Annotated in this window: 14 protein-coding genes; 3 read left to right on the top strand and 11 right to left on the bottom strand. The window is 62.4% G+C overall.

What is annotated here, in order from left to right; translation table 11 throughout:
* Together ABJF10_RS11275 and ABJF10_RS11270 are read right to left on the bottom strand one after the other, a co-directional pair.
* Positions 1-406, bottom strand: a 406-nt coding sequence (locus tag ABJF10_RS11275; RefSeq protein WP_348544667.1) for a PEP/pyruvate-binding domain-containing protein, incomplete at its 3' end; no start/stop codon positions are given.
* A gap of 26 nt (positions 407-432) precedes the next feature.
* The gene (locus ABJF10_RS11270) at positions 433-684 is read right to left on the bottom strand and encodes a DNA-binding protein (protein WP_348544666.1); all 252 of its coding nucleotides are present in this window, start codon (positions 682-684) and stop codon (positions 433-435) included.
* Between the two features lie 176 nt (positions 685-860).
* On the opposite strand from ABJF10_RS11270, the gene ABJF10_RS11265 reads away from it, so the two are divergent.
* The 3 genes from ABJF10_RS11265 to ABJF10_RS11255 are packed head-to-tail and all read left to right on the top strand — an operon-like array spanning position 861 to position 4,189.
* Positions 861-1,508, top strand: coding sequence for a TetR/AcrR family transcriptional regulator (locus ABJF10_RS11265; protein ID WP_348544665.1), 648 nt, complete (start codon positions 861-863; stop codon positions 1,506-1,508).
* Entirely contained in the window at positions 1,505-3,103 is a 1,599-nt protein-coding gene (locus ABJF10_RS11260) for a DHA2 family efflux MFS transporter permease subunit (RefSeq protein WP_348544664.1), read from the top strand. Before ABJF10_RS11265 ends, ABJF10_RS11260 begins: the two co-directional genes overlap by 4 nt.
* A 9-nt stretch (positions 3,104-3,112) precedes the next feature.
* Entirely contained in the window at positions 3,113-4,189 is a 1,077-nt protein-coding gene (locus ABJF10_RS11255) for an HlyD family secretion protein (protein ID WP_348544663.1), read from the top strand.
* A gap of 19 nt (positions 4,190-4,208) precedes the next feature.
* Here ABJF10_RS11255 and ABJF10_RS11250 read toward each other — a convergent pair whose 3' ends face one another.
* The 9 genes from ABJF10_RS11250 to ABJF10_RS11210 form a co-directional block, all read right to left on the bottom strand.
* A complete protein-coding gene (locus tag ABJF10_RS11250) occupies positions 4,209-6,740 on the bottom strand; it encodes a CehA/McbA family metallohydrolase (RefSeq protein ID WP_348544662.1) in 2,532 nt (843 codons plus the stop codon).
* A 33-nt stretch (positions 6,741-6,773) separates the two neighbouring features.
* Positions 6,774-8,141 (bottom strand): hypothetical protein, encoded by a 1,368-nt coding sequence (locus tag ABJF10_RS11245; protein WP_348544661.1) that lies wholly within the window; start codon positions 8,139-8,141, stop codon positions 6,774-6,776.
* 56 nt (positions 8,142-8,197) lie between these two features.
* A complete protein-coding gene (locus tag ABJF10_RS11240; RefSeq protein WP_348544660.1) occupies positions 8,198-8,638 on the bottom strand; it encodes a 23S rRNA (pseudouridine(1915)-N(3))-methyltransferase RlmH in 441 nt (146 codons plus the stop codon).
* 66 nt (positions 8,639-8,704) lie between these two features.
* Complete coding sequence (locus tag ABJF10_RS11235; protein WP_348544659.1) at positions 8,705-9,847, bottom strand: ABC transporter permease; 1,143 nt, start codon at positions 9,845-9,847, stop codon at positions 8,705-8,707.
* Complete coding sequence (locus ABJF10_RS11230) at positions 9,844-10,815, bottom strand: ABC transporter ATP-binding protein (RefSeq protein ID WP_348544658.1); 972 nt, start codon at positions 10,813-10,815, stop codon at positions 9,844-9,846. Before ABJF10_RS11230 ends, ABJF10_RS11235 begins: the two co-directional genes overlap by 4 nt.
* Positions 10,816-10,819: 4 nt before the next feature.
* Positions 10,820-11,785, bottom strand: a complete 966-nt coding sequence (locus tag ABJF10_RS11225) for an HlyD family efflux transporter periplasmic adaptor subunit (protein ID WP_348544656.1) — start codon at positions 11,783-11,785, stop codon at positions 10,820-10,822.
* Positions 11,782-12,420, bottom strand: a complete 639-nt coding sequence (locus tag ABJF10_RS11220; protein ID WP_348544655.1) for a TetR/AcrR family transcriptional regulator — start codon at positions 12,418-12,420, stop codon at positions 11,782-11,784. The genes ABJF10_RS11225 and ABJF10_RS11220 overlap by 4 nt, the downstream gene beginning before the upstream one ends.
* Positions 12,421-12,516: 96 nt before the next feature.
* On the bottom strand, positions 12,517-14,697 hold the full coding sequence (rnr, locus tag ABJF10_RS11215; RefSeq protein WP_348544654.1) for a ribonuclease R: 2,181 nt from the start codon (positions 14,695-14,697) through the stop codon (positions 12,517-12,519).
* 261 nt (positions 14,698-14,958) lie between these two features.
* Positions 14,959-15,600 (bottom strand): bifunctional 4-hydroxy-2-oxoglutarate aldolase/2-dehydro-3-deoxy-phosphogluconate aldolase, encoded by a 642-nt coding sequence (locus ABJF10_RS11210; RefSeq protein WP_348544653.1) that lies wholly within the window; start codon positions 15,598-15,600, stop codon positions 14,959-14,961.
* Positions 15,601-15,621 lie beyond the last annotated feature (21 nt).

Genomic DNA, 15,621 nt, shown 5'->3' with positions numbered 1-15,621 from the left:
TGTCCATCATGCCCGGCATGGAATCGCGGGCGCCGGAACGGACGGCGACGAGGAGCGGGAAGCCCTTGGAGTCGCCGAACTTGTAGCCCATGATCTTTTCCATGTTGCGGACGCCGGCCTCGATCTGCGACTGAAGTTCAGGCGGGTAGGTCTTCTTGTGGTCGTAGAAATAGGTGCAGACTTCGGTGGTGATGGTGAAGCCGGGAGGTACGGGCAGGCCGATGCGGGTCATTTCCGCGAGGTTGGCGCCCTTGCCGCCGAGGAGGGGCTTCATGGAGCCGTCGCCATCCGCTTTTCCCGAGCCCCAAGTATAGACGTACTTGGTGGCCTTCGCGCTCTTCGCGCCGTTGGTGCTGATCTTGGCCCGCGAAGGCGGGAGTTTTACGGATTTGGTTTTCGTTGGCATGTAGGAGTGGTGGTAAAAAGCCCGTGCTAAGCAGCGGGCGTGGTGGTGGTGGAAGTGGTCGATGCCGCCGAGGCGTTCGAGGCGTTGGCCGCGACGATCACCGCGTCGACCGCGGCGTTGAATTCGTTGAGGCCCGTGCTCGGGACGATGACGGTATTGCGCCGGCCGTGCGCTTCCTCGGTGATGCGCAAGAAGCGTCCGCGTTCGTTTTCGCGGAACTCGATAAAGTAGTGCTTGCGCTCCACCTGGAGCTCTCGACTGGCAATGATGTTATCCATAGGGGCCCTTGGACTGGGTTGGTTTGGTCTGGGGAAAAGAGCCGCGTTTTATGCCACACGCTGCGCGCAGACGAAAGGGATTTTTTATCAAGGAGAGAAAAGCGGACGACGAAGCGAGCGGAAGGGCGCGAAATTGACCGAAAAATCGGTTGCACTCCGGCCCGGATCACGAAAAAATGCAAGCAAGCACTTACATGCAAGCCGAAGTCCTTAACCCTACCCGCCAGCGCCTCCTCGATGCCGCCTTTCAAGTCTGCTCCGAGCGCGGCCTCCATGCCGCGACTACGCGCGAGATCGCCGATGTGGCTCACGTCAACGAGGTCACGCTCTTTCGGCACTTCGGCAACAAGGAGAAGCTCATCGCCGCGCTGTTTGAACGGTCGGTGGCGGCGCAGGTGGAGTCCTTCAGCAAGTCGGAGCCGGACGGCAACGACCTGGCGGGCGACCTCGGCCGCTATGCGCAGCGCATGAACCAGATCCTGTTCGATCACGACGCGCTCATTCGCACGATGATCAGCGAGGCCCGGCGCTATCCCGAGCAGGCCCGGCAGGTTATTTGCGAAGCGGTGAAGCCGATGCGCGACCGTCTTGGTGAGTATCTCCGCGCGGCCCAGCGCAACGGTCTCGTGCGGCGCGATCTCGAGCTCCCGCCGATGATCGACGCTTTCACCGGAATGTTGCTCGCCGGGATGCTGCGGCGCACCGGGCTGCTCAAGGTGCTCGAATATTCCCAGGACGAATACGTGACCACCGTGGTCGAACTCTTCCTGCGCGGCATCGCCCCCGCTCCCATTTCCCCGGCCAAAAAACGGCGCTCCGCATGAGTTCCGCCCTCGCGAATCTCACCTATAGCTCGCCCATCGCGGAGCGCGCGGCGAAGCAAGGCTGGATCAAATGGGCCATCGCCGTGACCGTGGCACTGGGAGCGATCCTCGAGGTGATCGACATGAGCATCGTGAATGTCGCGCTGCCGCACATGCAGGGAAATCTCGGCGCGACCCTCGCGGAGATCGGCTGGGTCATCACCGGCTACAGCATGGCAAACGTCGTCATCATTCCACTCACCGCGTGGCTCGATGAGCGCTTCGGAAGGAAGTCGTATTTCATCTTTTCGCTCATCGCTTTCACGCTCGCCTCGATCCTTTGCGGTCTCGCCACGAATCTGCCGATGCTCATTTTCGCCCGCGTGCTCCAGGGCCTTGGCGGCGGCAGCATGCTCGGGAAGGCGCAGTCGATTTTGTTCCAGACCTTTTCCAAGGCGGAGCAAGGCGCGGCGCAGGCGGCCTTCGGCTTGAGCGTGATCATGGGACCGGCCATCGGGCCGACCCTCGGCGGCTATCTCACCGACGCACTGAACTGGCGCTGGATCTTTTTCATCAACATCCCGTTCGGCATCCTCGCGGTGATCCTGGCGATGACCTTTCTGCCCGAGGACGATCCGCATCGCCGCCAGCGCGCGACGATCGATTGGACCGGCATCGCTCTCATGACGGCCGGCCTCGCGTCGCTGCAAGTGATCCTCGAGGAAGGGCAGCAGGATGATTGGTTCGAATCGCGGTTCATCTGCACGATGGCGGTCACGAGCCTCGTTTCGCTGATCACGTTTGTGTGGTGGGAATTGCGCGTCGAGCATCCGGCGGTCGACCTCCGCGTGCTGCGCTATCAATCGGTCGCGGCGGGAAGCGCCTACTCCGTCATCCTCGGCGCCGGCCTCTACGGGGCGCTGTTCGCCATCCCGATTTTTGCACAAAACAATCTGCGCTTCACGGCGATGCAGACGGGCGAATTGCTCATTCCCAGCGCCATCGCTTCCGGCGTGGCGATGATCATTACGGGTAAACTCATCAATCGCGTGGGGCCGCGCGTGTTGATCGCCGCCGGCAGCCTGACCACCGCCGGAGTGATGTTCTCGCTGGCCACGATCAATCCCGATACGAGCGCCACCGAATTGTTCTGGCCGCTCGTCTTCCGCGGGCTGGGCAGCGCGATGATGTTCCTGCCGCTGAGCATCGCCACGCTCGGCTCGCTGCCGAAGAATGAAGTGCCGGCGGCTTCCGGTTTTTACAATCTCACGCGCCAGCTCGGCGGCAGCTTCGGCATCGCCGTGCTCACCACCATGCTTTCCCGCCGGGAAGCGACCCACCGCGCGGCGCTGGTGGAACGCGTTTCGCCACTCAATTACGAGGCAATGCATCGCGTCGAAGCGCTCACCGGCTTTTTCCAAAAGCTCGGCTCCAGCGCGCACGACGCCAAGTTCCGCGCGTTTAGCGCCATCGACCAAATCCTGACCGGCCAGGCGGCGCTCAAGGCCTTCGACGACCTGTTCACCTACGTCGGCATCGCCTTCGTCGTCACCCTGCCACTCATCCTCCTTCTCGGTCGCGGCGGCAACCAAGCCGCCACTGCCGAAGCCCACTAATCAACCGCCATGAGCCAACTTGCCAAATCCGCCACCATCGACAGCGAAGCCGCTTCCGCGCTTGATCCGGGAGCAATCGATGATGTTCCTGAAATCGCCGCGCCCCGGCGCACTCCGGTGCGCCAGATCGTCGTCATCGCCCTGCTCGTTGCCGGCCTCATCTGGGCCGTGCGCTATGCCGGCCATATGCTCACGCACGCCGAGACGGATGACGCCTACATTACCGGCTACGTGCACCAGGTCACGCCGCATCTCGGCGGCACGGTCGCCGAAGTGCTCGTGGAACAGAACCAAAACGTGAAAGCGGGCGATGTGCTCTTCCGGCTCGATCCGCGCGATCACCAGGCAAAAGTCGACCAGGCGACGGCGCAGCTCGCGCAGTCGGACGCGCTGATCGCCTACGCCCACGCGCAAATCGCCGACGCCGCGGCGAAGATCGACCAGTCGCAGGCCCAATACACGAAGGCCGAAAGTGATTTCCAGCGGGTGCAGGAATTGGCCAAGACCAAGGTGGTGTCGAAGCAGGAATTCGACAGTGCGAAGGCGGCGTTCGACTCGGCCAAAGCGAACCTTGTGTCGACCAAGGCCTCCGCGCAGGCGATGTCCTCGGCGCTGCTCGTGGCCCAGGCCCAGCGCCAGAATTCGCAGAGCTCGCTGGATAACGCCAAGCTGCAGTTGTCCTACAACACAATCACCGCGCCGGCTTCCGGTCACACCAGCAAGCGCAGCGCGGAAGTGGGCGCCTACGTGCAGCCCGGCCAGGCGCTGATCGCCGTGGTGGAACCGGACGTGTGGATCGAGGCGAATTTCAAGGAGACGCAACTCGCCAAAATGCGCGCCGGACAAACGGCGGAGATCACCGTCGATGCGCTGCCGGGTCGTGAATTCACCGGGACCGTCGAGAGTTTTTCGCCCGCCAGCGGCGCACAATTCGCGATGCTGCCCGCCGACAATGCGACGGGCAATTTCACCAAGGTCGTCCAGCGCGTGCCGGTGAAGATCCGCATGGATGCGGAGAGCATTCGCGGCTTCGAGGAGAGGCTCCGACCCGGGCTGAGTACCGTCGTTTCGGTGCGGCTGAAATAAGCAAGACGGCAATTGCGACCTACTTCGGCGCGCTCGTGGCAGCACCCAGTTCACGCCGCGCTTCCTCGACCGTCATCTTCGCCACCGGCAGCGGGAAGCCGAGCGTGTCGCCATTGGGCGTAAAGCCGTGGCCATCAAGGTCCACGAAGATGGGATTGTGATAAGCGCAGGGGCGCATCTTCGCCTGGGAGCTCGTGCCGTAGCCGAGGGAAATGTCGCTGTGCTCCCCGAGGGCAACGACGATGAGGTGCGCGCTTTCGTGCAGCGGGATCTCGATGGTTTCGTCGAACTTCACCACGCCATCCCGGAACATCTTCGGATTCGCGGCGCGCGTGAAATTGAGCTCGGGCCGGGCGCGACCATTGACGAGCACCTGCACGCGGTCGATGTCGATCCAGTCGGTGCATTGCACCCGCACCTTGAGCTTCACGCTGCCGCCCACGGCGCGTGTCGTGTCACCGGGACCTGTCCCATCATCAGTCAACACCTGAAGAAAAGGCCCTGTCGTGAGATACGAATGGCCGGCCTTGGCATGGCGGCAATTCTCCCGCCAATCGATCTCCTCCGGCTGGTCGCTCTTGCTCGGCATGTACATGCGCCAGCCGCCGACGCCGTTGCCATAGACGGTGTGCGCGTCGTTCACGGCCATGGCCGCGTAGCGATGGCCGCGATTGAGCATTTGCAGCCAGATGAATTCGCGCACCGGTTGAACCGACTCCTTTCCTTGGGAGTTTTTGCCGATGCGGAAGGGCTGTCCGGCGAGGATATCGGTGCTGTTGCCGTTTTGCGTTTCGATACCGTCGATGAGTTCCGCGAGGCCGTGAAATCCCCCGTCCGCATGACCATCGTCATCGGCGTCGATGAAGTCCTTTACCATGTCGGGATGATTGATCTGCACCCACCGGTCGGGCTCCGCGCCCTGCCAATCGCGCAGGGTGATCGCAGCGATGCGCGGGTCGGGATTCCAGACCGGCGCGCCGTTGTCCTGCGTGAACGGCTCGGGCTTGAACGGGAAGGAGTTCAAGTGCGCGAGCGAGCCGGTGAGTTCCATGCCGGGGACGGTCTGGATCTCGCTGGAAAGGCCGAGCTGATAAATGATCGGGCGCCAGTCGTAGAGCCGGTTGTGCTCCGTGGTCGGCGCGAATTCGATGTTCTCGGCGGCAAGATTGATGATGCGATCCGGCGTGCCGCAGGTGTTGTCACCGCTTTGCGTGGAATGGTTGTGATAATCCGCACTCACCCAGCCACGCGTGTCTACGAGGCGCTTAAGCTTGCCAGTGAAATCGAAGGTCGCCCCCGCAGCCAGCGTCACTGGTTGCTCAAGATGACTGTACTCGATGCCGTGGGTGACGACGACGCGGTATTTACCCGGCGGAAGCTGCACGCGGAAATCGCCCTTTTCGGAATGGTACTGGTCCACGCAGCCGTGCGCGCGATTTTGCGGACCGAGGTTCGCCGGCTCCGTGCCCTCGATGGCGAGGAACTGCGCCTTGCACGGCAGGGTGCGCCCGGTGTCGTCGGTGATTTGAAAATGAATCGCCGAGGCGATCGCCATCGCTGCATCCAGCTTCGCGGGTGTTCCCGCTTTGACTTCCACCGTCTGCACCACATCGGGGCGGCCGAGATCGGTGAAGGTGGCGTTGTACTTCCCCTCGGGCAAGGTCACGGCGAAGTGCCCATCCGCATCGGGATGCACGACGCCGACGTTGGCGTCGAATTCACCGGTCGTACGCACGAGGATTTCGGCGGAAGCCACCGGCGCACCCGCCTGGTCACGCACGGTACCCGTTAGCTGGCCGACCGGTCCACGTTGCGCCGCCACCACGCCGAGCGCCTCGACCGGCGAGTGACCGACGGCGATAAAACGGGCAACGGTGACGCTTGCCCCGGGAGCGAGGTCATACGGTTTGGTGGGCACGAGCCCGGCCGGCGCATCGACGAGGCCATAAGCGTAGCCTGCCTTGTCTGCCGGATCGACCGCATCGGCCCAGGCGATACCGAGCGCGTTGCCGATGCGTAAAAAATTCGTCCACTTGTCCATGAGGCTTACCTTCTTTGGCTCAGCGCTTTCATTCACGAGCGTCGTCGTGACCTTCACGCCCTCCCAGCCGTCGCGGACCTGGTATTGATGATAGCGGGCCACACCATCGTGGTTGGCGCCGGTGACGGCGCACTCGACCACCGCATCGCCATCGTGCCCATCCTTCACCACGCGCACCCAAGAGACCATCCCCTGCTGCTGGGCTGGGGCGAAAATGGTGAGCTGGTCGTTGTTCGTACCGCGCAAGGTGAGGTCGTAAAGACAGCCGGGCGTGATGCCATTCGAGCCGTAGAACGTGCTCATGTTCGCGCGGCGCAGCGGGAGGTTGCCGGAGATCACGGCCTCGACCTTGTCGTTGCGCAAGAGGAAATCGCCGATGATGCCGTCGGCTTCCTTGCCTTGTGGGAGTTGACCCTTCTGCGCGGGGCCGACCTCAAATGCCTCCGGCGCGGCGTGGGCCAGAACGAGTGAAGCCAGGAATGTGAGAACGGCGGAAAAGCAGAGTTTCATGGGAGGAAATATGGGTCTGGGAAATATCTTGCGTCATTCATCACGCAGCAGCTTGCGCATCCCATCGGTCAGCACCGTTTCGACGCTGGGCGCCACGTGCGATGCGGGGCGGCTCGTCTCGTAGCCTCCCTGCTCGTAGCCGATCGATGTTCCGATGTAGCCGGGGCCGTAGTCGCCATAGGCGGCCATCGTGACAAAAAGCTCGGGACGCATTTTCTTCGCCGCGAGCTGATACTCGACGAAGAGTTCCCCCGGCATGTGCAGGATTCGCGCTTTGCCGAGACGCAGGCAGCCGAGTTCCACCTTGTGTCCAGCCTCGCAGCGTCGCAGCCAGACAAGGCTGGCCGCCGTGCCGTTGATCGTGGCCGAGGCAGGGGCATGCAGCATCTTTTCGAGTTCCGGCGCGGTCAGGAATGGCGCCGGCGGAATGGCTACCGGTTCCACCTGCCAGCCGACATCCTTTGCGGTGATGGGAAATTTCTCCGTCGCCTCCCAAGCCCGCTTCATCCCATCGGCCAGCCGTTGTCCGAGCACCTCGCGCATGGCGTGCGAGCCGTCGTTGTATTTGCCCGCGCCGAGATTGCCGCCCGCGCCGTTGAAATGAATGTGCAGCGCGTCCGGCACTTCCAACCCGCGCAAGTAGCGCGCGATGCCGGGAAAATCCGGGTTGGCCACACCCGTGCGATAATAGCTCTGCGGATGGCAGGCGTAGTAACTGAGCACGGCCACGGGCGCGTCGCCGTTCCAAAAACTGACCAGCGAAACCTCAGGATCGATCGTGCCCTCCGGCTCCGCACGCACCGCGGGATCTTTCGTCGCCGTGTAGCGTGTCACGCGCACCTTGCCATCGGGTCCAAGGATGCGCCGATTGGACGCGACCTCCTTCACTTCCGCGCGGCCGAGACCGATCTGTGTGACCGGCTTCGCCTCGGGAAGCGCGGCCTGAATCGCCACCTTGAGCCGCACGAGCACCTCCCGGGCAAACGTGCCGTCGTAGCATTGCAGCGGCGTCTTGACCTCCTGCAGGAGGCGCTCGGTGCCGAAGTCGCACATCGGTGCGTCGTGCTGATGCAGCGTATGAACTGCCACGCGGGACGGGCTGGTGCCGGCTACCTCAGCCAGTGTCTGGCGGAAGACATCATTGCCCTCATTGGCGATCCCGATCCAATCGACCGCGCAAAACACGATGGGCTCACCCGCGCCGAGCAACACGATTCCCCGCGCACGCAAACCGAGTTCGCCCTGCGCCTTCACCGGATCATAAGCCATCATCGCGCCGACGGGCGGGGTGGCATCCACGTCGAAGACCGCGACCTTGAGATCATCCGCCCGCAATTGCGCACCGAGAATGAGAGCTGCGAGCACGATGAACCGACGGAGAACTGTCAGGAGGGAGGACATAGGCAGTGAGGCTGCGGGAAGGAACCTCATTTATGTGGCTTTCTTAGCGCCACTAATCAATCGCGATGATAAGGGAGCCCGCCCTTGATGGTGTAGGCGCGGTAGATCTGCTCGAGGGTGACGACGAGGGCGAGTTCGTGTTGCAGGGTGAGCTTGCTCAGCGACCAGGTCCAGTCGGCGGCCTGGCGCAATTCATCGGTGTGACCATCGGCACCGCCGATGAGCACGGCAAAATCGCGCGGACCGCGTTGTTCCCAGGCATCGATTTTCTTCGCGAGGCCCCGGCTAGTGACGTGGTCGCCGCGTTCGTCGAGGACCACACGCAGCATGCCGTCGCTGCGTTCGAGCAGTGCGCGGCTTTCGTCGGCGCGGGTCGCCGCTTTCAGGTATTCGATGCGCACCGTGGCGAAAGGCTTGAGCCGCGCCGCGTACTCGTCAATGCCGAGACGGGCGAAATCGAGCTTCGGTTTGCCGATGGCGAAAATGTTCCAGCGCATGAAGAAAAGGATGAAGGATGAAGGCGGAGGGATGAAGCTTCATCCTTCCGCCTTCATCCCTCTCTTCTAGTCCAGCGTCTGCCGGTAGCGCTTCACGCCGATGGTGAGCATGATGGCGGCGAAGAGGGCGATGGGCCAGAGTTCGCGCGAGACATCGGGCAGGCCGTTGCCCTTGAGCAAAATGCCGCGGACGATGCGCAGGAAATGCGTGAGCGGGAAAATCTCGCCCACCGTTTGCGCCCAGACTGGCATGCCGCGGAAGGGAAACATGAAACCCGAGAGGAGGATCGAGGGCAGGAAGACGAAGAAGGTCATCTGCATGGCCTGGAGCTGGTTTTTGGCGACCGTGGAAAACGTGATGCCCATGGCGAGATTAGCCGCGATGAAGACGAGGGCGACGACCAGCAGCAGCGGAATGCTGCCATGCATGGGCACATGAAACAGAAAATGCGAGGCGACGAGAATGACCGTGACCTGAATGTAGCCGATGAGGATGTAGGGCACGATTTTCCCGATAAGCACTTCGCTCGGGCGCGTGGGCATGGAGAGGAGATTTTCCATCGTGCCCCGCTCGATCTCGCGGGTGATGGCGAGGCCGGTGATCATGATCATCGTCATGGTGAGGATCACGCCCATGAGGCCGGGGACGATATTGTATTGCGTGATGTCCTCGGGATTGTAGAGGGCGTGGACACGGAGATCGATGGGCCCGTCGGTGGCGTTGAGAAAATCGAGCGGGCCCTTGAGGTCATTTTTCAAGGCGCTGTTGAGCAACGTGCCGAGTGAGCCGAGAGCGAAACCCGTGGCCGCGGGATCCGTGGCATCCGCCTCCACGAGTAGTGCGGGCCGGTCGCCGCGCAAAAGATCGCGCGAGAAATTCTGCGGGATATTGATCACGAACTGCACCCGGCCCTGCGCGAGCAAATCGCGGCCTTCGGTTTCCGTGGCGACCTGCCGTGTGAAATCGAAATAGGTGCTGTTCTTCATCGCCTGGAGCACCGTGCGCCCCTGCGGGCCATGATCGGCGAGCAGCACGGCGGCGGGTAAATGGCGCGGGTCGGCATTGATCGCGTAGCCGAAGAGGGTGAGTTGGAGGAGTGGGATGCCGAGCATCATCGCGAAGGTCAGCCGGTCGCGCCGCATCTGCGTGAATTCTTTGACGATGATGCCGATCAGGCGCTCGATGGAGAATTTCGGATGCAGGCTCATGAGGACGGCTCCGGGTGGGCTGTCGCCGGAGGCGATTTTCCGGCGACGGCGAAATTGTCCTGCGAACGATCCATGAGATGGATAAAGACGTCCTCAAGGCCGGAGGGGATCTGCCGCCACGTGTACGGTTCGCGGCGAAACGGCGCGATGGCCTTGTCGAGCGCGGTGACATCTTTGCCGCTCACATGCAACGACGTGCCAAATGCCACGGCCTGTTCCACGCCGGGCTGGTGGCGAAGTTCATCCGCGATGGAAAGCAACTCGGGACCGCTGACCGACCACGTGGTGAGTCCGACCTTGTCGACCACTTCCTTGACCGTGCCGTGCGCGAGCAGATTCCCGTAAGCAAGGTACGCGAGCCGATGGCAGCGCTCGGCTTCGTCCATGTAATGCGTGGTGATGAGAAAGGTGAGTCCTTCCGCGGCGAGGTGATGAATCTGTTCCCAAAAATCGCGCCGCGCCTTGGGATCCACGCCCGCGGTCGGCTCATCGAGCAGGAGCAGTTTTGGTTGATGAATCAAGCACGCCGCCAGCGCAAGGCGTTGCTTCCAGCCGCCGGAAAGTTCACCCGCGAGCTGCTTCTGCCGGCCAGCGAGGCCGAGTTGTTCGAGGCTGCGCTGCACGGCCTCCCGCCGGTTTTTCAACCCGTACATGCGGGCGACGAAATCGAGATTTTCCGCGATGCTCAGGTCCTCCCAAAAACTGAAGCGCTGCGTCATGTAGCCGACCTGCTGCTTGATGATCTCACTCTCGGTGATCACGTCGTGGCCGAGGCAGGTGCCGCTCCCGGCATCCGCGCGCAGCAGCCCGCAGAGCATGCGAATGAAGGTGGTCTTGCCGCTCCCGTTAGGGCCGAGGAAGCCGTAAATCTCGCCGGTGCGCACTTGCAGCGCGATGTCGTTGACGACCGTGCGGTCGCCGAAGCGCTTCGTCATGCCCTTCACATCGATGGCGAGTTCTTCACTCATGGTGCTAGTGAAATTCGACGTCCACCGGCTGGCCGGGATGCAGCTTCGCGGCGCTCGCCGCGTCGAAGCGGAGCTCGATCATGAAGACGAGTTTCTTCCTGCTCTCCTGGCTGTAAATGACCGGCGGCGTGTACTCGGCCTGCGGCGAAATGAAAGTCACCTTGCCGACAAATGGCTCCTTGACGCCATCGACGAAGACGCTCGCCGTGCCACCGGGGCGAAGGGTCCCGACCTTCTCTTCCGGGACAAAGGCGCGCACCTTGATATTCTCCGGTGGCAGCAGCGCGACGATCGGGTGACCCGCCGCCACCCATTCGCCCTGCTGATACAACGTATCGAAGACCAGTCCGTTTTGGGGCGCGCTCTGGCGCTTTTGCGCCAGGTTCCACTCCGCTTGGGCGAGAGCGGCTTCGAGCGCGCGCACGTTCGCCTCGGCGGCGGCGACCTGGTCAACACGCGAACCAAGGTGGGCGGTTTCCAGGTCGGCCTCCAATTGCTGCACGCGGTGATTGTCCTGGTCGCGCGCAGACCGAGCCCGGTCGTAGTCCTCACCGGACGTCACACCGCGGCGGTGCAAGTCGTCCTGCCGCTTGAATTCCTGTTCGGAAAGGATGGAAGCGGCGCGCGCCTGCTTGAGCTGCGCCTCGGCGGATTCGAGCTCCGCCGGACGCTTGCCCTTCTTGGCGTCCTCGAGATTGGCCCGCCCTTGATTCAACTTGCGCTCGGCTTCTTCCCGCGCCGCCGTCTCCAGCCCACATTCCAGCGCGAAGAGCGGCTCGGCCGCTTTCACCCAGGCGCCGCGCTGGACGGAAAGCGTCTCCAGTTGCCCGGCGAAGGGCGAGGCGACATAGACAAACTCGCCCTCGACGTAGCCCTGTACCCGGTCGCGGGCGTGACGATCGCACCCTGCGAACGCGACCAGGCAAAGCATCAAAGCGCCCAGGCGCAGAATGGAAACAGCGGCCTTCATTTTGTCCTCCCGTCGTTGGTTAGCACGCCTTCGAGAAAGATCGTGATGATCTGATTGAATGCCACCTTGGGCGTCGAATCGAGTTCGCCCATCTTCCCGGGATTGACGACCGCATCCACCGCGCCGAGCAGCATCTCGATCATCATCGTCGCCGGGATGTCTTTGCGGATCATACCCGCCCCGCGGCCATCCTCAAGGAGCTTGCCGAAAAAGCGCTGGATCAATTCGCGGCGGCGTATCTGGACCTGGGTGAAAAGCTCGGGGGCCTCGCGGCGCACGTCGCGCACATACGCCGCACCGATCTCTTCGGTATGAAATCGCATGCACGAAAGCAGGGCCTGCAGGCGCGAAGGGAAATCATCGGCGCCCTCCGTGGAGGCGCGCTCGAGGTCGGCTTCAACGGCACTCATCTTCTCGTCCATCACCGCCTGGAGGAGAGCCAGCTTGCTGTGGAAATGGGCGTAGAGCGTTTTCTTGCTCATGCCGAGTTCGGCGGCGAGGTCGTCCATCGTCACGCCGCGGAAGCCATGGGCAAAGAAGTGACTGCGGGCCCCAGCGACGATGCGGCCCCGGGCGGCATCCCCGGGGGCTCTGCCGACTGAGCCGGGTTTGGTGGAGGGGAGTGCGGCGGGCATATCCTAAGGAAACCATTTAAGTATTCCCAGTTTCCGTCGGATGCACAAGGAGTTTTTTGGTAAAAAAATTCACGGTCGACTTTCCGCCGGCTCGCCTCACCCCACCGGCACGAAATCGATCTGCCGCTTGTAGGCGTCGACGCGGGATACGATGACCTTCAGCACGTCACCGATCTTGTAGCACTTCCGCGTTTTGCGTCCGGTGAAGCACAGCCGCGTGCCATCGAACTGATAGAAATCGTTCGGCAGGGAGCTGACGTGGATGAGCCCGGTGACCAGGCAATCGGGCAACTCCACGACCAGTCCGTAGCTGCGCACATCGACGACGATGGCGCGCATTTCCTCCGGTTTCCGGGAAGTGAGCTGGCGCTGGAAGAATTCCATCTTCTTGAGCTGCGTGCTGTCCTTTTCGGCATCGCCGGAGGTGCGCTCGGTCGTGGAGATGTGGGCCGCGATTTCGCTCAGTTCGCCAATGGCACCGACCTTTTCGCGGGCCAGGCAGCGATGCACGAGCAGATCGGCGTAGCGGCGGATGGGGCTGGTGAAATGCGTGTAGTTCACCTTGGCGAGTCCGTAATGACCGACCGGCTCCACGGAGTAGCGCGCGCGCTTCAGGCTCTTCAAAAGATTGAGCTTCATCGCGTATTCCTCGGGCTTGCCGCGGGTCGAAGCGAGGAGGCGTTGGAGTTCACGCCGCTGCGTGATGTCACCGACGCGGAAACCGTAGCTGATCGCCAGCTGCCGGTAGTCCAGCAGCCGGGTGGGATCCGGGTCTTCGTGGATGCGATAGATGGCGGGGCTGTTACGGTTCTTGAGTTCCTTGGCCACGACTTCATTCGCCGCGAGCATGAATTCCTCCACGAGCTGATGCGAAATATCGTTGTCCGTTTTCTCCAGACGGATGGCACGGCCTTCATCGTCGAGCCACACTTTCACCTCGGGAAAATCAAGATCGAGCGAGCCGGCGGCGAAGCGGTTCTTGCGCAGCAGCGAAGCCAACTCCCAGGCGGTCTTCACGCGTTCGCGCAGCTCGGGCGTGACGTTGAGCGGCACCGGCTTCGAGTCGAGATGGACTTTCCCGCCACGCTCATAGTTGGGCGTCGGCGGCACGGGTTTGTCTTCCAGGATGGCAAACGCCTGCCGGTAGGTGAGCCGCGCCGCGCTCTTGATGATGCTCCTGGCGAAGTGCGCTTTGCGCACCTTGCCGGCGGCATCGAATTCGATAAAGGCGCCGAACGTGAGCCGCTCGACGCCGGGCTTGAGCGAGCAGATGCCATTGCTCAAGCGCTCGGGCAGCATGGGGATCACACGGTCCGCGAGATAGGTGGAGTTGCCGCGCTTGCGGGCTTCGCGGTCGAGGGCGTTGCCTGGGCGCACATAGTGCGAGACATCCGCGATGTGCACACCGAGCCGCCAGCCGTGCGCCAGGCGCTCGACATGAATCGCGTCGTCGAAATCCTTCGCATCATCCGGATCGATGGTGACTATAAATTGGTCGCGGCAATCCTCACGCCGCGCGATTTCCTCTGGATGGACCGTTTCGGAAATACGCTCCGCTTCGCGCTCCACCGCCTCGGGAAAATGCAGCGGGAGCTGAAATTTGCGGATGATCGAAAGCATGTCCACGCCCGGGTCCGTGGCCGCGCCGAGCACCTCGATGATCTCGCCCTCGGGATTGACGTGGCGCGATTCCCACTCCTCGAAACGCACGACCACCTTGTCGCCCACGCGGCCTTCTTTGCCCGGGGGCTTGACGTAGATATTGTGCTGGAGACGCGGATCATCGGGGATGACGTAGAAGAAATTCTTCGACGACTGCAGCGTGCCCACAATGGTGGTATTGGCGCGCTCGAGAATCTTGATCACCCGCGCCTCACGGGCGCCGGCGCGCTGTTCGCGTCCCTCATGCATGAGCCGCGCCACGACTTTGTCGCCGTGCATGGCGGTGCCGAGATTCGGCGCGGAGATGAAGACGTCCTTCACGCCGGGCGTCTCGCTCAGCAAATGGGCATTGCCGCCGGTGTGGACCTGGAGGACGCCGGTAACGAGATCCGCCGTCTGCGGCAGGACGTAGCGGTCCTTGCGGATGCGGGCGATCTCGCCGGCGGTTTCCAATTCGCGCAGGACCTCGCGCAATTCGGCGCGCTTGTCACTAGGCCAGCGCAGGGCCTTGGAGAGCTCGACCTTGTCGAGCGGACGGTACGTTGGCGCACGGAGCACCTGCAAGATGCGGTTGCGGAGGCCACGGTCGTCGGGTTGTTTCTTATTACGGTTCATTTGAAAAATAGAGTGAGGGTTGGGGTGAAGAGGGCAGACGCCACGAAGAGTCCGATGCGATCATACAGCCGAGGTCGCAACCAGCGACCGAACCTGAGAAGGAGGACGCTTTCGTCCTGAAAACAGCGAAATGCTTATAGCGAAAAATAACTTGGGAAGTGATGCGATTCGGAAGCCCCCGGTAACACCGATCCAGCACCTAACACTACTAAGAATACACCAAAACAGGACTAATGCGAGAACTTTTCGCTCGCGCCAAATTTACCGCGCCGCGCGAACCGCTTCCACAAACGCTGCCGCGCGCTTTTTCAACTCCGCCCAATCTTTCTTTTGCAGGATCTCCTTTGTGACCAACGACGAGCCGACGCCGAGTGCGGCGCAGCCCGCTTTGAGAAAGGAAGCCGCCGTCTCGGGTGTGACGCCACCGGTCGGCACGATGCGCAGCATCGGCAGCGGGGCGAGGATGCTCTTGATATACGCGGGACCACCCACGTCGGCAGGGAAGAGCTTTACGAAATCCGCGCCGCTCTCGTGGGCGAGCAGGCATTCCGTGGGGGTGAACGCGCCGCTGGCGATGGGCTTTTCGAGTTCGTTGGCGGCCGCGATGACCTGGGGCTTCGTGACCGGTGTGACGATAAACTCCGCGCCCGCCGCGACTGCCGAGTAGACGGTCTTTGCGTCGATGACACTCCCCACACCCATGAGCACGGCGTCGCCAAACTTACGTGTGACCGCGGTGATGACCTCCAGCGCGTTGGGCGTCGTCATCGTCACTTCCATCACGCTCACGCCACCGGCCAGCAGGGCTTCGGCGGCTTCGACCAATTGTTCCGAGGAATCGGCGCGGATGATCGCGATGATGCCGGGGTCAAGGAGGCGCTGGACGATTTCGGATTTGGTCATGGAACGGAGCGCCTTTTTTAG

This window comes from Chthoniobacter sp. (genome assembly GCF_040003245.1).
Taxonomy (GTDB): domain Bacteria; phylum Verrucomicrobiota; class Verrucomicrobiia; order Chthoniobacterales; family Chthoniobacteraceae; genus Chthoniobacter.
Note: the sequence above shows the minus strand (reverse complement) of the source record. Positions and strands in the feature narration are given on the sequence as shown.